This is a genomic window from Streptomyces sp. NPDC059866, from assembly GCF_042731325.1.
GTDB lineage: Bacteria > Actinomycetota > Actinomycetes > Streptomycetales > Streptomycetaceae > Streptomyces > Streptomyces flavusporus.
Map to the genome: position 1 here is coordinate 51,037 of NZ_JBHWJT010000025.1, position 18,889 is coordinate 69,925.

Annotated in this window: 17 protein-coding genes and 1 pseudogene; 13 read left to right on the plus strand and 5 right to left on the minus strand. The window is 72.0% G+C overall.

The genetic code is table 11. From position 1 onward, the window contains the following. Positions 1 to 17: 17 nt before the first annotated feature. From ACFV7R_RS33165 to ACFV7R_RS33175, 3 genes are all read left to right on the plus strand, one after another. Positions 18 to 596 carry a tellurite resistance TerB family protein gene (locus ACFV7R_RS33165; protein ID WP_385270069.1) on the plus strand — a complete coding sequence of 193 codons (579 nt, stop codon included), beginning with the start codon at positions 18 to 20 and terminating at the stop codon, positions 594 to 596. Positions 597 to 749: 153 nt separating this feature from the next. Beyond that, positions 750 to 2,741 (plus strand): flavin monoamine oxidase family protein, encoded by a 1,992-nt coding sequence (locus ACFV7R_RS33170; RefSeq protein ID WP_385270071.1) that lies wholly within the window; start codon positions 750 to 752, stop codon positions 2,739 to 2,741. A 194-nt stretch (positions 2,742 to 2,935) separates the two neighbouring features. Next, positions 2,936 to 3,721 (plus strand): hypothetical protein, encoded by a 786-nt coding sequence (locus ACFV7R_RS33175; RefSeq protein WP_385270073.1) that lies wholly within the window; start codon positions 2,936 to 2,938, stop codon positions 3,719 to 3,721. A 34-nt stretch (positions 3,722 to 3,755) separates the two neighbouring features. Here ACFV7R_RS33175 and ACFV7R_RS33180 read toward each other — a convergent pair whose 3' ends face one another. Then, positions 3,756 to 4,214 (minus strand): hypothetical protein, encoded by a 459-nt coding sequence (locus ACFV7R_RS33180; protein WP_385270075.1) that lies wholly within the window; start codon positions 4,212 to 4,214, stop codon positions 3,756 to 3,758. Positions 4,215 to 4,385: 171 nt separating this feature from the next. Between ACFV7R_RS33180 and ACFV7R_RS33185 the strand changes: the two genes are divergently transcribed. Then, entirely contained in the window at positions 4,386 to 4,868 is a 483-nt protein-coding gene (locus ACFV7R_RS33185) for a hypothetical protein (protein ID WP_385270077.1), read from the plus strand. Between the two features lie 2 nt (positions 4,869 to 4,870). Further along, complete coding sequence (locus ACFV7R_RS33190; RefSeq protein WP_385270079.1) at positions 4,871 to 6,022, plus strand: aminopeptidase P family protein; 1,152 nt, start codon at positions 4,871 to 4,873, stop codon at positions 6,020 to 6,022. A gap of 18 nt (positions 6,023 to 6,040) precedes the next feature. Here ACFV7R_RS33190 and ACFV7R_RS33195 read toward each other — a convergent pair whose 3' ends face one another. Then, on the minus strand, positions 6,041 to 7,696 hold the full coding sequence (locus ACFV7R_RS33195; RefSeq protein WP_385270081.1) for a glycoside hydrolase family 13 protein: 1,656 nt from the start codon (positions 7,694 to 7,696) through the stop codon (positions 6,041 to 6,043). A gap of 294 nt (positions 7,697 to 7,990) precedes the next feature. Between ACFV7R_RS33195 and ACFV7R_RS33200 the strand changes: the two genes are divergently transcribed. Further along, positions 7,991 to 8,914 (plus strand): LAETG motif-containing sortase-dependent surface protein, encoded by a 924-nt coding sequence (locus ACFV7R_RS33200; RefSeq protein ID WP_385270083.1) that lies wholly within the window; start codon positions 7,991 to 7,993, stop codon positions 8,912 to 8,914. A gap of 84 nt (positions 8,915 to 8,998) precedes the next feature. Here ACFV7R_RS33200 and ACFV7R_RS33205 read toward each other — a convergent pair whose 3' ends face one another. Next, positions 8,999 to 9,547: a flavoprotein gene (locus ACFV7R_RS33205; protein WP_385270085.1), complete on the minus strand. Its 549-nt coding sequence runs from the start codon at positions 9,545 to 9,547 to the stop codon at positions 8,999 to 9,001. 119 nt (positions 9,548 to 9,666) lie between these two features. Here ACFV7R_RS33205 and ACFV7R_RS33210 point away from each other — a divergent pair, with 119 nt between their 5' ends. The 3 genes from ACFV7R_RS33210 (at position 9,667) to ACFV7R_RS33220 (ending at position 12,322) form a co-directional block, all read left to right on the plus strand. After that, positions 9,667 to 10,851 carry a helix-turn-helix domain-containing protein gene (locus tag ACFV7R_RS33210; RefSeq protein ID WP_385270087.1) on the plus strand — a complete coding sequence of 395 codons (1,185 nt, stop codon included), beginning with the start codon at positions 9,667 to 9,669 and terminating at the stop codon, positions 10,849 to 10,851. Between the two features lie 98 nt (positions 10,852 to 10,949). Further along, entirely contained in the window at positions 10,950 to 11,489 is a 540-nt protein-coding gene (locus tag ACFV7R_RS33215; protein ID WP_385270089.1) for a DUF6415 family natural product biosynthesis protein, read from the plus strand. 107 nt (positions 11,490 to 11,596) lie between these two features. Next, positions 11,597 to 12,322, plus strand: coding sequence for a GAF and ANTAR domain-containing protein (locus ACFV7R_RS33220; protein ID WP_385270091.1), 726 nt, complete (start codon positions 11,597 to 11,599; stop codon positions 12,320 to 12,322). Between the two features lie 15 nt (positions 12,323 to 12,337). On the opposite strand, the gene ACFV7R_RS33225 is transcribed toward ACFV7R_RS33220, so the two are convergent. Further along, positions 12,338 to 13,114: a hypothetical protein gene (locus tag ACFV7R_RS33225; protein ID WP_385270093.1), complete on the minus strand. Its 777-nt coding sequence runs from the start codon at positions 13,112 to 13,114 to the stop codon at positions 12,338 to 12,340. Positions 13,115 to 13,330: 216 nt separating this feature from the next. Between ACFV7R_RS33225 and ACFV7R_RS33230 the strand changes: the two genes are divergently transcribed. Beyond that, positions 13,331 to 14,017, plus strand: coding sequence for a DUF899 domain-containing protein (locus tag ACFV7R_RS33230; RefSeq protein WP_385270095.1), 687 nt, complete (start codon positions 13,331 to 13,333; stop codon positions 14,015 to 14,017). 55 nt (positions 14,018 to 14,072) lie between these two features. Here ACFV7R_RS33230 and ACFV7R_RS33235 read toward each other — a convergent pair whose 3' ends face one another. Beyond that, positions 14,073 to 14,627 carry a DUF2269 domain-containing protein gene (locus ACFV7R_RS33235; RefSeq protein ID WP_385270097.1) on the minus strand — a complete coding sequence of 185 codons (555 nt, stop codon included), beginning with the start codon at positions 14,625 to 14,627 and terminating at the stop codon, positions 14,073 to 14,075. A 328-nt stretch (positions 14,628 to 14,955) separates the two neighbouring features. On the opposite strand from ACFV7R_RS33235, the pseudogene thrS reads away from it, so the two are divergent. From thrS to ACFV7R_RS33250, 3 genes and pseudogenes are all read left to right on the plus strand, one after another. Beyond that, positions 14,956 to 16,179, plus strand: a pseudogene (thrS, locus tag ACFV7R_RS33240) (threonine--tRNA ligase); the annotation flags it as partial. A 46-nt stretch (positions 16,180 to 16,225) separates the two neighbouring features. After that, a complete protein-coding gene (locus tag ACFV7R_RS33245) occupies positions 16,226 to 17,185 on the plus strand; it encodes a nucleoside hydrolase (protein ID WP_385270099.1) in 960 nt (319 codons plus the stop codon). Positions 17,186 to 17,530: 345 nt separating this feature from the next. Further along, the gene (locus ACFV7R_RS33250; RefSeq protein WP_385270101.1) at positions 17,531 to 18,880 is read left to right on the plus strand and encodes a tetratricopeptide repeat protein; all 1,350 of its coding nucleotides are present in this window, start codon (positions 17,531 to 17,533) and stop codon (positions 18,878 to 18,880) included. Positions 18,881 to 18,889: the final 9 nt, after the last annotated feature.

An 18,889-nucleotide genomic window follows, 5' to 3' on the forward strand; every position in this document is an offset into this window, starting at 1 on the left:
AGGCCGAGGTGGCTCGCATGGCGATGTGGGATCGAATCAAGGACCAGGCCAAGGGCCTGCAGCAGCAGGCTCAGGGCGCGCGCGGCTCCGGCGGACACGGAGGGCCTGGAGGACACGGAGGGCACGGCGGGCCGGGCGCGGCGTCCGGCAGAGGGGCCAAGGCGCAGCTCGTGAGTGCGCTCAAGTCGCAGCTCACCTCCCTCAAGACGGAGCTGAAGAGCGGTGCCTACCGCGACGCCAGCATGGCGATGTGCGCCCTGGTCGCGGCGGCCGACGGCCATGTGGACCCGGCCGAGCGGCAGCACGTGGAGTCACTCATCCTGAACAACGACGTTCTGGCCAACTTCCCGCCCGAGCAGCTGCGCCAGCGGTTCAACAAGCATGTCGACCAGCTGGCGTTCGACTTCCCGCAGGGCAAGAGGGACGTCATGCAGGAGATCGCCAAGGCGGCCAAGAAGCCGACGGAGGCCAGGGCGGTCGTGCAGACCGGCTTCGTCATCGCCGGTGCGGACGGATATGTCGCACCGGCCGAGGAGCAGGTCCTGCGCGAGGCGTGCTCGGTGCTCGGGGTGTCCCCCCAGGAGTTCGGCCTCTAAACCTGGAGCGGTTACGGCTGGGGGGCGTGTGGGCGTGACGGGTGTGCTCGGGTGGTCGGCGCGGCTGCCCGACTGAGCTCTCGCGCTCGCACGTTCCGGTGGTCGGCGTTGATCGTGCTGCCGGGGTAAGGCGGCGCACCCTATCCAGGACGTATGGATGAAGTGCGCATCGCTGACCGTCATTCTCCTCTCACCAGGCGGAAGTTCACCGCCGCGACCACCGCGGCCGTCGGGATCGGCGCGGTGGGACCGGCCGTCGCAGCGCCCGCCCGTCCCCGGGAGGCGCCCGGTCCGCCGAGATCCACCGCGGACCGGGCCACCTGCCTCGCGGTCGCCCGGGCGCTGCTGGTCGTCGACGAGGACAACCGGCCGCTCGTGCCGGCGTACCAGGAGATCCTCGACTCCGGCCTGCCCCGGCCGAGGACCGGCGACGCCAAGGAGATCCTGGTCGTCGGTGCGGGGCCGGCGGGTCTTGTGGCGGCCTGGCTGCTGAAGCGGGCCGGGCATCGCGTGACCCTGCTGGAGGCCAACGGCAACCGGGTCGGCGGCCGGATCAAGACCTTCCGCACCGGCGGACACGAGCAGGCGGCGCAGCCGTTCGCCGATCCGCGGCAGTACGCGGAGGCCGGGGCCATGCGGATCCCCGGGAGCCATCCGCTGGTGATGTCCCTGATCGACCGACTCGGCGTCGAACGGCGGCCGTTCCATCTCGTGGACGTCGACGGCGAGGGAAAGCCGGTCAACCGGGCGTGGCTCCACGTCAACGGCATCCGGGTGCGCCGCGCCGCCTACGCGCGGGCGCCCCGCAAGGTCAACCGGTCCTTCGGCGTACCGCGCAAGTACTGGGACACACCGTCCGCGACCATCCTGCGCACCGCCCTGGACCCCGTACGCGACGAGTTCAGCACCGTCGGGCCGGACGGCAGGCGCGTCGACAAGCCCCTGCCCGAACGGGTCGAGGGCTGGGCGCGGGTGATCCAGCGGTACGGGGACTGGTCCATGTACCGGTTCCTGACCGAGCAGGCCGGCTTCGACGAGCGCACGGTCGATCTCGTCGGCACGCTGGAGAACCTGACCTCGCGGCTGCCGCTGTCGTTCATCCACAGCTTCATCAGCCAGTCGCTGATCAGCCCGGACACCGCGTTCTGGGAGCTGGTGGGCGGTACGGCGACGCTGCCGGACGCGCTGCTGCGGCAGGTGAAGGACGTCGTGCGGATGGACCGGCGGGTCACGCACATCGAGTACTGGGACCCGGACCGGCACCGCGACGTCTCCCACGTCCGGTCCGGCGGGCCGCACGTGTGGGTGGACACGGTGTCCGAGGGGCGGGACGGCAAGGTCGTACGGGAGGAGTTCACCGGGGACCTCGCGATCGTGACGGTGCCGTTCTCCGGGCTGCGGCAGGTACAGGTCAGGCCACTGATGTCGTACCGCAAACGGCGTGCCGTCGCCGAGCTGCACTACGACAGCGCGACCAAGGTGCTGCTCGAGTTCAGCCGCCGGTGGTGGGAGTTCGGGGAGGGGGAGTGGAAGCGGGAGCTGGATGCCGTACGGCCCGGCCTGTACGAGGAGTACCGGAAGGGGAAGGCGCCCGCCGACGGGAGTCTGCTCGGCGCGCATCCCTCCGTGCCGGCCGGGCACATCACCCCGGCGCAGCGCGTGCACTACGCCGCCAACCGCTGGGCCACGCGTGAGCAGCCCGAGGCGGCGGACATCATCGGCGGCGGCTCGGTCTCCGACAACTCCAACCGCTTCATGATCAACCCGTCCCATCCGGTGGCCGGCAGCCGGGGCGGGGTCGTTCTCGCGTCCTACAGCTGGGCCGACGACGCCTCCCGCTGGGACTCCCTCGACGACGACGCCCGCTACCCGCACGCCCTCAGGGGGCTGCAACAGGTCTACGGGCAGCGCATCGAGGTCTTCTACACCGGCGCCGGCCGCACCCAGAGCTGGCTGCGCGACCCGTACGCGTACGGCGAGGCGTCGGTCCTGCTCCCCGGCCAGCACACGGAACTCCTGGCAGCCATCCGCGCCCCCGAGGGACCGCTGCGTTTCGCCGGGGACCACACCTCGGTCAAGCCGTCCTGGATCGAGGGCGCCGTGGAGTCGGGAGTACGGGCCGCACTGGAAGTGCACCTGGCCTAGAAGCCACCCCGGACAGCCGTACAAGAACCGGGCCCGCCGCCTCCCTCGCGGTGGGCCCGCCTCATGGCGTGGGCGTATGCACAGGGGCGGGAAATCTGTGCAGGAGCGTCACACAGGCTGCACACAGCCGCGGGAATCCCTCGTTAGCGTTGCTGGCCGTTCGGGGGCTCGCTGTCAACTCAGGAAGACCGCAGATGGACTACTGGCGGATGGACTACTGCTCCTCGTGCCGTCGGCATCTCAACGGCGCCCTGGTGTGCCCCGGTTGCGGCGCCTACGCCCCGGACATCGCTCCGGACCCGGCCGACACCGCTCCCACGGACCCGCCCCCGCAGACCGTCCCGCCCGCCGAGACCGACGCCGCGATACCCGCGCCGCAGGGCCGGGCGGCGCGGCGGCGCCAACGGGCCCGTTGGAAGAAGAGCCAGCGCAAAGCCGTGATCGCGACCGCCGTCGCACTCGTCGGCGGCGGACTGACCCTCGCCGCGATGGACCGGCACTCCGGCGGCGGGGCGCAGGCGGCGACGGCGCAGGACGAGGTGAGCCTGGGCGCCGCGGAGCGGCCCACGGCCGAGCGCGACCGCCTGTCGACCGCCCTGCCCGAGACACCGCGTTCCTCCCCGACGGCTCCCGCATCCGACCCGGCGCGGCAGCGGCCCGACACGTCCCGCAGCACGCCGGAGAGCACCCGGCCGGACGCCCCCGTCACGCCCTACCCGACAGGTCCGACGACGCAGACGGAGTCCGTCGTCCCGTCCCTGCCGTTGGTTCCGCAGCAGCGCACCGACTCCCCGGCCTCCGGCGCGACGATCCCCGCCACGACCGCTCCGACGTCCGGCCCCGTGGACAGCGGCGGTACGAACCCGGGCACCACCCCGTCGACTCCCGCACCGGCACCGACCTCGCCGTCGTCACCGGACTCGCCGGACTCGCCATCGCGGCCGGAGCTCTGCCTGCTCGTCATCTGCCTCGGCGGCTGACCGCGCCGGGCGGCGTCAGCAGCCGAACCCTGTGTCACACCCGCTGGTGCTGCGGGTACTGCGTCGCCAGCGCCCAGATGACGAAGAAGTCGATGGCGATCAGGATCATCGCCCAAAGGGGCGCGTACGGCAGGAAGAGGAACTGGGCGATCAGGCTCAGCGAGGCCAGGACGATACCGGCAGGGCGGGCCCAGCCGGCGGCCTTGAGGATGCCCCAGCCGGTGAAGAGGGCCACGACGCCGAGGACCAGCATGATCACGCCCCAGCCGGTGAGGTTGATCTCGTAGACGTAGGAGCCGATCCGGGCGTACACGTCGTCCTCCGCGATCGCGGCGATGCCCTGGAAGATCGCCAGAATGCCGTTCAGTGTCATCAGGACGCCGGCGAAGTGGATGCCGCCGGTGAGTGCGCCGGGCGGAGGAGGAGCCGGGGCGGCCCTGCGGTGCGCGGTGTCCCAGACCGGCGGCTCGTTCGCGTGCGGCTGGTCGGTCATGGCCGGGCTCCGTCTCTGTCCTGCGCTGCCCTGAAAGGCTCGTGCTTCGAGGATCCGGGCCGGTCCCGGCCGCCCACCACGGGACGTACGCCATCCGGGTGACCGCCATGCGGATGCGGGGTCGCGCGGGTGGGCCTTCACTGGAGTGGAGGACGCATTCAGGGAGGCGACATGGCCCGTTACCGGACCCGGTGGGCGGTCGCAGCGGCGCTGGTGGTGGCCGTGGGCGCCGGGCTGACCGGCTGCACGGACGGGAACGACTCCGAGCCACGCCCCACCGGCGCCGCCTCGGCCGTGGAGTCGGCCGCCTCGCGGGCCTCGGACCTCTGGGCGTCGGCGACCGCGGAGGCCGAGCGCAGGATCGACGAGGTCACGAAGGGCATCGACGTCAAGGACGACGTGACCCTCGGCAGGCCGACGACCGCCGGCGACGGACGGACCACCGTCGAGATCACCGCCCGGAACACCGCCGGCTCGCAGAAGTCCTTCGTCGTACAGGTCGACTTCAAGAACCGTCAGGGCGACTTCCTCGACACCGTCGTCGTCACCGTCTCCGACGTCCCGGCCGGCGGGAGCGGCGAGGCCACCGCCCGCAGCACCCACAGGCTGTCCGGTGACGTAGAGGTGGAGGTCGCTCGGGCCGTGCGGTACTGACCATGGGCGAGACGGCGACCGCGGTGGCCTTCACCGAGCAGGACTACGCCGCGCGCATGCACCGGGCGGCACGCGACGCGGCCGCCGCCGGGCTGTCGGGGCTGCTGTTCACGCCCGGCCCGGACCTGGAGTGGCTGTGCGGCTACCGGCCCCCCGCGATCACCGAACGCCTCACCCTGCTCGTCGTCACCCCGGACTCCGAGCCCCGTCTGCTGGTCCCCGCACTGGAACGCCCGGACGCGACCGCGGCCCCCGGCGCCGGTGCCCTGCGGATCACGGAGTGGCGGGACGGCCAGGACCCGTACGCCGCGGCGGCCGGGCTGCTGCGTCCCAGCGGGCGGTACGGCGTCGGCGACGCGACCTGGGCGATGCACCTGCTCGGCCTCCAGCAGACGCTGCCGCTGACCACGTACCGCGCGCTGAGCGTCGCGCTGCCGATGCTGCGGGCGGTGAAGGACGCGCACGAGGTGGAGCGGCTGGCCGCGGCGGGGGCGGCTGCGGACGCGGCGTACCGGGACATCCTGGCGGTACGGTTCGCCGGGCGCCGGGAGCGGGACGTGGCCGCCGACCTGGCCCGGCTGCTGCGCGCACACGGGCACAGCCGGGTCGACTTCACCGTCGTCGGCTCCGGCCCGAACGGCGCGAACCCGCACCACGAGGCGGGCGACCGGATGATCCAGGACGGCGACATGGTCGTCCTGGACTTCGGCGGCCTGAAGGACGGCTACGGCTCCGACACCAGCCGTACCGTGCATGTCGGCGAGCCCACCGCCGAGGAGCGCAGGGTGCACGACATCGTGCGGGCCGCGCAGCAGGCCGCGGTCGACGCGGTACGGCCGGGCGTGGCCTGTCAGGACATCGACCGGGTGGCCCGGTCGATGATCGAGGATGCCGGGTACGGCGAGTACTTCGTCCACCGCACCGGGCACGGTATCGGCGTCACCACCCATGAGCCGCCGTACCTGGTGGCGGGCGAGGAGCAGCCGCTCGTGCCGGGCATGTGCTTCTCCGTCGAGCCCGGCATCTGTCTGCCGGGCCGGTTCGGCGTCCGGATCGAGGACATCGTGACCTGCACGGAGCACGGCGGCCGCCGGCTGAACGACACCCCGCACGAGCTGGCCGTCGTCGACGGAGCGGCTGCTGCGGGCCGGTGAAGGCGGGTCAGGCCCGGCTCACAGTCCGAGCCACGCCGTGGTGTCCGGGCCCAGGCGTCCGTCGGGCTCCAGGGGCGCGCTGGTCAGCAGCGGCTCCCCCGGCGGCATCGGTACGGGCGTGCCGGACAGGTTGGCCACACAGCGCCAGCGGTCGGAACGGGTGAACTGCAGAACGCCGGCCGGGGTGTCCTCCGCCCAGGTCAGCGTCTCGCCCTCGACCAGCTTGCGGCGCAGCCGCAGGGCCCTGCGGTACAGCTCCAGGGTGGAGCCCTCCACCCCGTCCTGGGCCTGGACGGCGTACGACGCGAAGCTCGCCGGCTGCGGCAGCCAGGCGCCGCCCGCGCCGAAGCCGTAACTGGGACCGGTCGTCGTCCACGGCAGCGGCACCCGGCAGCCGTCGCGGCCCTTGCGGACCCGGCCCGTCTGCTCCCAGATGGGGTCCTGGAGGACCGCGGTGGGCAGGTCGGCGACCTCGGGCAGGCCCAGCTCCTCCCCCTGGTAGACGTACGACGACCCGGGCAGCGCCAGCATCAGCAGGGTCGCCGCCCGCGCACGCCGCAGCCCGGCCACCGCGTCGATCGCGGGCGCGGTGCCGCCGGACAGCAGCCAGGCGTTGTCGTCCGTGCCGGGCGGGAACATGAGGCGGGAGGTGTGGCGTACGACGTCGTGGTTGGAGAGCACCCAGGTGGCCGACGCGCCGGCCGCGTGGGCGTCCGCCAGCGAGTCGGTGATGACCCGGCGGATTTCTTCGGCGTCCCAACCCGCCTGCAGATACTCGAAGTTGAAGGCCTGGCCGAGTTCGTCCGGGCGGGCGTACCGGGCGCGGCGGGCGCCTGGTACCCAGGCCTCGGCGACCGCCATGCGGGGCGGGGAGTAGGCGTCCAGGATCTTGCGCCAGTCGCGGTAGATCTCGTGGACCTCGTCGCGGTCGTAGAAGGGGTGGGTGCCGGGGGCGAAGTCGCCCAGCGCCTTCTCGTCGCTCAGCTCGGGCGCACCGAGATCGCGCAGCGGCTCACTCAGGTCCTTGGCGAGGGCGTGGGCGACGTCGACGCGGAAGCCGTCGACGCCGCGGTCGGACCAGAACCGCAGGGTGGTGCGGAAGTCGGCGCGGACCTCCTCGTTCTCCCAGTTGAGGTCGGGCTGCTGGGGTGCGAAGAGATGCAGGTACCACTGGCCGTCCGGTACGCGCCGCCATGCGCTGCCGCCGAAGACGGACTGCCAGTCGGTGGGCGGGAGTTCGCCGTGTGCGCCGCGGCCGTCCCGGAAGACATAGCGTTCGCGGGCGCCGGAGCCGGGGCCGGCGCGCAATGCCTCCTGGAACCAGACGTGCTGGTGGGAGGTGTGGTTGGGGACGATGTCGACGATGACCTTCAGGCCCAGGCGGTGCGCCTCGGTGACCATCGCGTCGAAGTCGTCGAGCGTACCGAGGCGCGGGTCGACGTCGCGGTGGTCGGCGACGTCGTAGCCCCCGTCGGCGAGTTCCGAGGGGTAGAAGGGGCTCAGCCACAGGGCGTCCACGCCGAGGGCGGCGAGGTGGGTCAGGCGCTGGGTGATGCCCTTCAGGTCGCCGAGCCCGTCGCCGTCCGCGTCGGCGAAGCTGCGCGGATACACCTGGTAGATCACGGCCTGGCGCCACCAGTCGGGGTTCTTCGGGGAGAGGTCGGGCGTGGTCACTCGGTCTCCTCTGCTGTGCGGGCGGCTCTGCTTGCGGGCAACAGAAGGACTCTGTCCGGTCGGCCGGAGAAGCGAACATCGGCACGCGGCGGAGCGACGGATTCCCCCTGTGACGGATCAGTGAGGACGATCGGGAGAACCGTTGAACTCCGCTTCCGTTCCCGCAGGTTGACAGCGTTCTGCCGGTCGACCCACCATGTGCTCACACTGTGGCCCATGTGACCAGTGAGCCCAGTGTTCCTACGATGACCACTCACTCTGTGTACACCCATGTACACGCATGATGGGATATGCATGTCCATAGCGAGACGTGTCACCATGCGCCGCCTGCTGGGGGCAGGCGCCGCGTCGCTCGCCCTCTGCGCGGCCTCCGCCTCCGGTGCCTGGGCCACCGGTTCACCCGGCGGCGGCGACGGCTGGGAGGCCGGCGGCCGGTACAAGCCCGGAACAGGCGCGGGAACGGTCACGGAGACCGACCGCTGCCAGTTCTCGCTCGACGGCACGAACTTCCACGACTCCGTCAAGGTCGACGACGTGAGCCTGCGGCCCAGCGACGACGGCAAGGTCCACATCCAGGTCCGCACCGCCGGTGACGCCACCACCTGCACGGCCTCCCTCGCCTCGTACCTCGCCCACGGCGCCACCTTCGCGACCTCCGGCGAGCAGGTGTTCGTCGACTTCGACACCGTGACCGTGAAGCCGGGACAGACCGACTCGCTCGACATCGCGGTCCCGGACGCGGGCTGCTTCGCGCAGGTCGACCTCTACCGCGGCGCGGTCAAGTACGACGGCGAGGACCCCGGCATCGGCGACGGCTTCGAGCACGGCGACCTGCCCAAGGGCCCGGACCGCCCGGTCATCAAGGACAAGCTGATCGCGGCGTGGAACGGCGGGACGAAGGACTGCACGACGACCGAGACGGAGCCGCCGTCGACGCCGACGCCGACGCCGTCCGCCCCGGAGCCGTCGGTTCCGGCTGAGACGACGCCGGAGGAGACGGAGCCGGCGAGCCCGACGCCGTCGGAGGCCACGCCGTCCACCGCGGAGTCGACCACCGCACCGGCGTCCGTGCCGTCCGCGGCGGGCGACGGCGGGGACCTCGCCGAGACCGGCGCGGACGGCAACACGATGCCGATCGCGATCGGCGCGGCGGTACTGCTGGCGGGCGGCGCGGGGATCGTGCTCGCTACGCGGCGTCGGCGGGCTGTCCGCTCCTGACGCTCTTTGGCCCACCCACCCGACTCGGCCAGTTGGTGGGTGGGCACCCGACCCGTCCTGTCGGGTGCGCCGACACCCACGTGATCAGCTGCGCCTGATCCCCTCCACGGCGTCAAGGACCAGGTGCCAGGGGTACTCCGTCGGCTTGCCCTGACCGGGCTGGTTCGGCACGAAGCCGTCGTCCCCGTACAGCACCTGCACGCCCATGGCCCGCAACTCCGCGACGCTCCGCTCGAACTGCCGATGCTGCACGTAGGCGGCGTTCACGCACGGCATCGTGACCGTCGGGATGCGCTTGCCGATGCCCTCGGCGACGACGCCGACCACGAAGTCGTGCGTGAGGCCGAGCGCCCACGAGTTGATCGTGTTGAACGTGGCCGGCGCGACCGCGATCACGTCAGCCTTCGGCCACACATCCGGCTCGCCAGGCAACTTGTACTCGCTGCGCACGGGGTGTCCCGTCAGCCGCTCCAGCTCGCCGAGTTGCGGCGCCAGCCAGCGCGCGGCAGTGGGGGTGAGGCCCAGGCACACGTCGAAGCCGCGGGCCTGTGCGTCCTGGATGACCGTTGCGACGTCGAAGACCGGCGGGGCTGCGGAGCCGAACAGATAGAGCACTCGACGAGTGGTCGTCATGTACCTATCCGATCACACACAACCGCCCCTGTTCACCGGGGAGTCGGGGGACGGAAGGAAGCACCCATGCGACCGGGCGCGGGTACTGTTCCAAACGGGTGCTTTGAACGGAGACCAGTATGCCCACACTGGACGACGACCACACGGGCGCACGCATCAAGGAGCAGCGCAGACTGGCCAGGCTCACCCAGCGCCAGATGGCCGACCTGCTGCCCTACTCCTACAGCTACCTCAATCAGGTGGAATGCGGCGCCCGCCCGGCGACGTCCGCCTTCGTTGCCGCGTGTGCCAAGGTCCTCAACGTCGACGTCACGGTCCTGACGGGCCAGCCGTACGTGACCGAGTTGCAGCGTGACCGGCTAGCCCAACTCGTGCGCCCGATCCGCGAAGCCCTCGATCTGTACGACCTCGGCCCCAACCCGGACCTGACCGTACGGCCGGCAGACCGGCTCATCGCCGAGGCGGACCGGATGTGCGCCGAGGTGCGGGCGACACACCTGCGGAACACAGCCCGGAAGCTGCCGGGTCTGATTGCTGAACTCACCCACGCCGCATGGTCGTCACCGTCCACCGAGCTGTGGCAGGCCCTCGCATCCGCCTACCGGACCGGACACGACATCAGCGTCAAGCTCGGCTACTACGACCTGTCCTCCGTGGCCTTGGACCGCATGGCGTGGGCGGCAGAGCGCGCTTCCGATCCGTGCTTGGGCGCCGTGCGGCAGTACATGAGGGCCCTGGTGTATTTCCGGGAGGGCGAGTACCGGATCGGGCGGCGGCTCGTCGCCTCCGGGCACACCATCGTCGGCCAGGCCGACGAGACCCGTGAGGCCTTGGCCGTCACCGGTCAGCTACACCTCGGTGCCTCGGTCATCTCCGCGCGGGCCGAGGACGAGGGGGCGGTGAAGCTGCACATCGCCGAGGCGCGCCGGATCGCGAAGCGCATCGGTGACGCCTCCGACGTGCACTGGCTCAGCTTCGGACCGACGAACGTCGCCCTGCACAGGATGTCCGCCGCCGTCGAAATGGGGCAGTACGACGACGCCCTCAAGCAGGCCCGGAAGATGAAGCTGCCGACGCAGCTGGCCACGTCCCGCCGTGCGCACTTCCTGATCGACCGGGCACGCACTCAGATAGAGACCGGCCACACGGACTCAGCGCTGAAGTCGTTGGTGGAGGCCAGGCACCTGGCTCCCGAGCAGACCAGGTACCACCCGGCGGCCCGCGAGACAATCACCGGCCTGGTCCATCTGTCACGACGCACTCCGGACGCGCTCCATCACATGGCAGCCTGGATCGGCCTGTAACGCACACTCACATCGCTCACAAAACTGTGAGCGTTCTGCCCTTCTCACAGCGTCACGCTGTTCTCACACCTGGTCAACGACGAGGCGGAGACAGCGTGATGAGGCAGCGCACACGAGCGGCGGAGATGACCACCGAGGCAGGCCCGGTGAACGCCACCCTAGGCGAGACCGAAGCAGCCGCGCCGTCCGCCGGATTGATGCGGGCCCAGGCCTCCTGGTTCATCGACCAGCGCTCGCTGCCCCGCCACCAGACCGTGAAGGGCTTCAGCCAGGACTTCCACAGCTACCTGAAGCAGCTGATCCCGAAGATCGAGCAGCTCGCTGAAACCCTGCCTCCGGACGACGTTCCGGCGAAGGTCGCGCTGGCCGGTGTCGCCAAAGCCCGACAGCGCCTGGAGGAAGCCGAGGCCGCGGGTCTGCACGGCGAGGTCGAACGCGTCAAACGGCTCGCCCGGTCCGTCATGGCCCTGTGCGACCACCACGACGCCCTCACCGGAGTCCTGATGTGCCTGGCCTGCGACAAGCCGATCGAGGCGGCTGACGCCTGGGTGCCGTACGACCGTGTCGGCCCCTCCGGACGCACCGCACCGCCCGGCCGGATCCACGCCCGCTGCGCGGGCACGACACACCGCCGCTGATCGGTGGCTCATCCCCCGGTTTCGGGTGAGCACGCGGGGGTAGTCGGGCCTCGTTTCCGGGCGGGTGGTGGTGGGGGTCCGCCGCGTCGTCGGAGGAGGGAGTCACCGTGCGGCCCAGGGACGAGCCGGAGCCGGCGTGGGCCGCCGACGCGAGCGCCCACGGGGCCCGGGGCGCCGACCCCGGAGAGGTCCCGAGAAGGGCGTGCCGTGTCGCGGTCCGGCTGCTGCCCGTGACCTGCGCGGGCGTGTCGCTGTGCAGCGACGGTATGCCCGTGCCGCTCAGCGCCAGCGACCCGCGGGCCGCCTACCTGATGGAGATCCAGGCCACCCTCGGCGAGGGCCCCTGCCTGCACGCCGCACGCACCGGCGCCCCCGTCATCGCCGCCGACCTGGCGGGCCGGGACGCCGACCGCTGGCCGGTGTTCGCCCAGCAGGCGACCGCGGCCGGCGTACGGGCCGTGTACGCACTGCCGCTCGGTGACGCCTCGGGGTGTGTGGGCACGCTCGACCTGTACCGCGACAGCCCCGGCGGCCTCAGCGCCCGCGAACTGCACACGGCGTATCTCATGGCCGGCGTCATGACGGTCGCCCTGATGGCCCTGCCGACCGGCGAGGAGAACGACAGCCGACGGGCGGACGGACCCTGGCTGAGCGAACTGGCCACCGAGCACGACGAGGTCTACCAGGCCGTCGGCATGATCATGGCCCAGCTCGGCGTCGGCTCCGACGAGGCACTGGCCCGACTGCGGGGGCATGCGTTCGCGCGCGGCCGGACCGTCCTCGATGTGGCGCACGACGTGGTGACCCATCGAGAGCGGTTCGAGCGGGACTGACAGGGCGAACGGGCCTCACACCAGTGCCCGGCCCTGTTTCCTGACCTCCGCGAGCCGTTCGGCGCCCAGTTCGGCCACCTCGTGGGTGACCTCCATGTACACCTCCCCGAGGCCGCCGTGGGTGAGGGTGAACGCGTCCTCACCCACCCGTACGGCCGCGACGTCCAGGGTGAGGGTGACGGGCTCGTAGTCCGTGTCGTCGGTGACGGTGATCCGCAGGCCCTGCCGCGCGTCCCCGACCTCCGGCAGCTCCGCGCCGAAAACCTCCACCCTCCGCTCCACCCCGCCCGCGGTCGTCGCCGTGAACTCCCCGCACTTCTCCGGCAGCGTCTCCATCCAGGCCAGCGTGCGGTCCACGTCCGCCGCGCGCTGGGTGGTCACCTGGTGGCGCAGCTGGGCCCCCTCGTCCCCGTCGTCCAGGCCGGTCACCGCGCGGGCCGGGGCGCCGAGCAATTCGTCGGCGTAGAGGCCGTCGAGGAGACGCCCGCAGTCGCGCCGGTCGGCGGGAACGGAGGCCTTGAGGAACGCGTCCCGCCAGGTCGCCGTGCCCTGCGTCGGCGCCCACGGCTCCCCCAGGTCGGCCTCCGTGATCAGCGCCGACCGGGCCTGGGCCTCGGTGAGGGCGGGCACCCCGGTGACGGGCGGCGGCGTGGCGGAGGCGACGGGCGATGCGGAGACGGCGGCCTGCCGGGCCGCCCAGGGTTGCGCACCGGAGCAGCCGCCCACCGTCAGCAGCGCCCCCGCCGAAAGGGCGGAGGCGAGGAAGGCGCGGGCGGCCGGGGGTCGGGTCATTTAGGTGCCTCCAGGGGGCTTTCCGACAGTCGTGCATCCACGGCACCACCGGTTCCGGCCGGGCGCCAGCGGTGCCGGACCGTACGGGTGAGCGGCGTTCCGGGTGCACCGGAAACGCATGCCCCGCCTCTCGCGCACCGGCGTGCGCCCGTGGCGGCAGCGGCCGACCCTGGACACATACGTGAGCTCGAACCGGCCTGGAAGGTGAACGTCACCATGAAGACGCCCCAGATCGTTTCGCCGCAGGAGTGGGAAGATGCGCGCCGGCAGCTGCTCGATGAGGAGAAGAAGCTGACCCGCGCCCGTGACGCACTGGCCGCCAGGCGGCGCAGGATGCCGTGGCAGGCGGTGGAGAAGAAGTACGAGTTCGACGGACCCGAGGGCAGGGTGAGTCTGCTCGACCTGTTCGAGGGCCGCCGCCAGCTGATCGTCTACCGAGCCTTCTTCGAGCCCGGCGTATCCGGCTGGCCCGACCACGCTTGCGTCGGCTGCTCCATGCTGGCCGACCAAGTCGGCCACCTCGCCCATCTGAACGCCCGCGACACCACGCTCGCCTTCGTCTCCCGCGCATCGCAGCCTGAGATCGAGCGGGTGAAGGCACGGATGGGCTGGGCGATGCCCTGGTACACGATCATCGACGATTTCGACATCGACTTCGGTGTGGACGAGTGGCACGGCACGAACGCGTTCATCCGCGAGGACGACCGAGTGTTCCGCACCTACTTCATCAACGCCCGCGGCGACGAGGCCATGGGGAGCCTCTGGAGCTACCTCGACATGACGGCACTCGGGCGGCAGGAGAACTGGGAGGACTCACCCGAGGGCTATCCCCAGACCCCGCCGTACGAATGGTGGAACTGGCACGACGAATACGGGACGGCCGCCGGGCCGGCGCAGGAGTAGGTACACGACGCGCCGAGGCCCCCGAGGGCAGCATGACCGAGCCCTCCGCCCGCCCTCACGAATGAGCTCGGGTATGCGCCCGCGGCGCAGCTGCTGCCGACACCACCGGAGTGCGGGCCGCCGTCCGCAGACGTCGGCCGCGCCGCGTCGGTCCCCACGGCTTGAGGACCGAGATCACGGTCATGAAGACGTACGCGGACAGGGAGACGACCGGCCCGAACAGCACGTCACCGGCGTCGGGCAGCGGGCCGCCCGCGGCAACGGCGGTGACCGCCGCGTTCACACCGGGGCGCAGCGCGAAGACCGTGGCGGTGGTCGTGGCCAGGGTCAGCCAGAACTTGGTGTAGACCCATCGGTGCCGCGCCAGCCCCCACACCGTGCCCAGCGACAGGAGCAGGCCGCTGAGCAGGGTGAGGAACGCGACGGGGAGCAGGAGCCAGTCGGCGAAGAGCTTCATGGCCCGGACGGAGGCCTCCACGGTCACCGCGGATCCGGTGGTGGTCGCGGTGACCCCGAGCGCGAGCAGCCCGAGCGTGAGCCCGAGCCAGCTCGCGGAGGCGGCCACATGGACGACGAGGGAAGCCCGCCGTGCGGGCCGGTTCAGTTTCATGCCCATCACCGTGCCGGGCGGGAGCGGCGCGGACGTCTGACGGCGGGAGTAATCGCGCGTACTGGTCTCGGCGTACGGACGGCGTACGGGCGTACATCGGCGTACGGACGCGCGGAGGAGAGCAGAGCGCCCACCGAAAATCCTTCGCGCACCTCGTCGGCCCCCCGTTACCGTCACCCCATGAAGCGCGCCCACCCGTCTCTCACGACGACGCCGGAGAGTGTCCCGGCGCGCTGACCACTGACGACGTAAAAGTCGAAGCCCCGGGGCGAGTGCCCCGGGGCTTCGTCGTCCCGTCCGGTTCCTCGCCCCCCGAGCGAGGGAGAACCCCGTGCACGACCACCGCCGCCTCGGCCGTGATCTGGACCTGTTCGACACCGATCCCCTGATGGGTGCCGGCCTGCCGTACTGGCTGCCCGACGGGGCCGTCGTACGCCACACCCTGGAGGAGTACATCCGCGAGGCCGAACGCGCCGCCGGCTACCGGCACGTGTACTCGCCCGTCCTCGGCAAACGGGAGCTGTACGAGATCTCCGGCCACTGGTCCCACTACAGCGACGACATGTTCCCGCCGATGAAACTGGGCGCCGAGGAGGTCGTCCTGCGCCCCAGCCTCTGCCCCCATCACGCCCTGATCTACCGCTCCCGCTCCCGCAGTTATCGCGAACTCCCGCTCCGCATCGCCGAGTTGGGCGGCATGTACCGCTCCGAACTGTCCGGCGTGCTCGGCGGCCTCACCCGGGTCCGGGCGATCCACCTCAACGACGCGCACATCTTCTGCACCCTGGAGCAGGCCGTGGACGAGGCCCGCGCCGCCCTGGAGCTGATCCGCCGCGCCTACGCCGACCTGGGCATCCGCGCCGCCCGCCACCGCCTGTCCCTGCCCGCCGAGGGCGGCAAGTACGTGGCCGACCCGGCCCTGTGGCGCCGGGCGACCGCCCTGCTCGAGGAGGCCCTCGACGCCTGCGGACTCCCCTACGAGTCCGCGCCGGGCGAGGCGGCCTTCTACGGCCCGAAGATCGACGTACAGATCGCGGACCCGGCCGGCCGGGAGACCACCCTCTCCACCGTGCAGATCGACTTCCACCAGCCCGCCCGCTTCGACCTGCACTACACCGGCCCCGACGGCGCGAAGCACCGGCCGGTCATGGTCCACCGCAGCATCATCGGCAGCGTGGAACGGGCGGTCGCGCACCTCGTCGAGCAGCACGGCGGGGCGTTTCCGCCCTGGCTGTCGCCGGTGCAGCTGGTGGTCCTGCCGGTGTCCGAAGCGCAGGAGGAGCGAGCGGCGTCCGTCCTGAACCAGGCCACCGCGCAGGGCATCCGCGCGGCGCTGCACGGTCCGGGGGAGGGCAGCCTGGGGGCCCGGATCCGGGCGGCGCGGCTGGTGCCGTACCAGGCGGTGATCGGGGCACGGGAGGCCGACGGTGACCTGGTGGCGGTACGGCTGCGGGACGGCCGCCGGCCAGGGGCGGTACCCGCCGCCGAGCTGCTGCGGCTGATTGCGGCCCGCGTCCGGGACCGGCGCTCCGGGCTGTGGGAATCCGCGTAGGGTCGCTGCCGTAGGGCCACAAGGCCCGGGTGAGAGGAGTCTGGACGTGACCGGTCAGCCCATCCCCGTGATCATCGACTGCGACACCGGCGTCGACGACGCCCTGGCCCTGCTGTTCGCCGTACGGCACCCGGGCCTGGACCTGCGCGCGATCACCTGTGTCGCCGGGAACACGGACGTCGACGGCGTGGTCCGCAACACCCTCACCGTGCTCGAACAGGCCGGTGCCCCAGGCATCCCCGTCGCCCGGGGCGCCGAACGCCCGCTGATCGAGGCACCGCGCTCCGCCCGGCACGTCCACGGCCACGACGGCATGGGCGACCTCGGCCTGCCGGCCCCCACCCGCAGGCCGGTGGACGTGGACGCGGTGACCCTTCTGCGCCGGGAGATCCTTGCGTCCCCACGCCCGGTCACCCTCATCCCCACCGCGCCCCTGACGAACATCGCCCTGCTCCTGCGCACCCACCCGGAGGTGATCCGCAACATCGAGCGGATCGTCTTCATGGGTGGCGCGGTGACCACGGGGAACGCCACGCCGGTCGCCGAGTTCAACGTCTGGCACGACCCGGAGGCCGCGGCGATCCTCCTCACGGCCGGTGTGCCGATCACGATGTACGGGTTGGACGTGTTCAAGCGGGTGGTGGTGCCGGGGTCGGACGTGGCACGGCTACGGGCGAGCGCGGAGCCGGGCGTACGGCTCGGTGGCGAGCTCCTCGCCCACCGCGACCCGGCCGTCTCCGGCGACCCCACCCCCTCGGGCGGCCTCGGCGACGCGGGCGCGGTCTGCGCGGTCGCCGACCCGGAGGGCCTGACCACCGAGCGGCTCCCGGTCGAGGTGAGCCTCGCCCCGGGCCCGACCCGAGGCCAGACCGTCGTCGACCGCCGCCCCCGCCCCGGCGAGTCCGAAATCCACGACGGCACACGCGAACAGCCCCTCGTCGACGTCGCGTTGGACGTCGACGAGGAGCGGTACGTGAAGCTGTGGCTGTCGGTGGTGGAGGGGTAGTCGGCGGGGGTCGCGTGCAGCGCGGCACAGGCCCTAACCGTGCCGACTGTCCCCCGCCGACTGCGTGGATGCCGATTCCACCGCCCGAGCCGGACCCGCGTTGGCCGCGGTGATCAGCGCCGCGGCCGCGATGACGGCTGCGACGGCTGCCCTGGCGTAACGGGAGGAAGGGCGTCCGTGGGGGGCGGATGTGGGTCCGGGCACGGGAACCTCGCAACGACAGCGACGGATTAAGCGGCCTTAATCTCATTCATAACCTAGGGGGTTGAGGCCCTCGATCGGAAGAGGGGCATGGAGAGTTGAACAACTACTTGCGTAAGTCGGCTTACTGGCATGATGAATCGCATGGCGAACCGGGACGACCCCGAGACCATCGGGCGCAGGGTGCAGCAGCTGCGGCATGAACGCGGGCTGACGCAGAGGCAGTTGGCCGAGCCTGCCTACACCCCGGCATACATCTCCACCCTCGAGGCCGGCCGGGTCCGCCCCTCCGACGAGGCGCTGCGGCATCTCGCCGACCGGCTCGGTGTCGCCTTCGACGAGCTGGCCACCGGACGCCCGGCCCGTCTCGCCACCGATCTGCGGCTGCGGCTGACCGAGGCGCAGCGCACCCTCGCCACGGGGGCCGCGGAGGAGGCGGCCGAGCAGTACGCCGCGCTGCTCGTGGAGGCGGAGCGGTACGGGCTGGTGGAGGAGCAGGCCACCGCGTTGCTGGGGCTCGGCGAGTGCGGCCTGGACACCGGCGATCTGACCGCCGCCCGCCGCCACTTCGAGCGCGCCGAGAAGTCCCTCGCCGAAGCCGACGCTCCGCTCCCGGCCCGGGTGCCCGCAATCCGCGGCCGGGCGGTGTCCCACTACCTGGCCGGAGAGCTCCGTTACGCCGTCTATCTCCTGGAGTCGACTCTCGATGAGCTGAACCGCGGTGGACTGCACGATCCGGACGCGCTGCTTCTGCTCTACGCCGGGGTCATAGGCCCGTACATGGACATGGGCGCCCACGCACGCGCCGCGCAGGCCGCCGAGTTCGCGCTCGCCCTCGCGCCGCAGGCGGGCGACCCCGCGCTGGTCGCCCGGATGCACCGCCAGGTCGCCCGCACCCTGGTCGCCGAGGGTCGGCTCGCCGAGGCCGACGCCTCGCTGGCCAAGGCCGCCGACATGTACCGCCAGCTCCAGATCCGTACGGAACTCGCCAACTGCCACTGGATGCGCGGCTACGTCTACGCCCAGAACGGCCGGCTGGAGCGCGCCGAGGAGGAGCTGCGGGCCGCCCAGACGATGCTGTCCGCCAAGCGTGCCGCCCTCTACAGCAGCCAGGTCGCCGTCGAACTCGCCGACGTACTGCACCGGCGCGGCAAGTCCGACGAGGCCGCCGCCCTGCTGAACGACGTCCTCGGCGACCTCTCCTCCGAGCGCGGCGCCGTGCACGCCGCCGCCGCGCACCGCCTGCTCGGCCGGATCGCCGAGGACGCCCACGACACGGACGCGGCCGAGGAGCACTACGTACGCGCCCTCAGCCTGCTGGAACGCGCGGGCGCCGCCGGTGACCTGGCCGACCTGTGCCGGCTGCTGGGCGATCTGCTGCGCCGCACCGGCCGGGTGGAGGCGGCTCTGGACGCGTACCGCACGGGGCTGGGCCACCGTACGGCCCCCGGCACCACCACCCTCGGGCCCGCCCCCGCACAGCCACCTCTTTGACGGAACCGG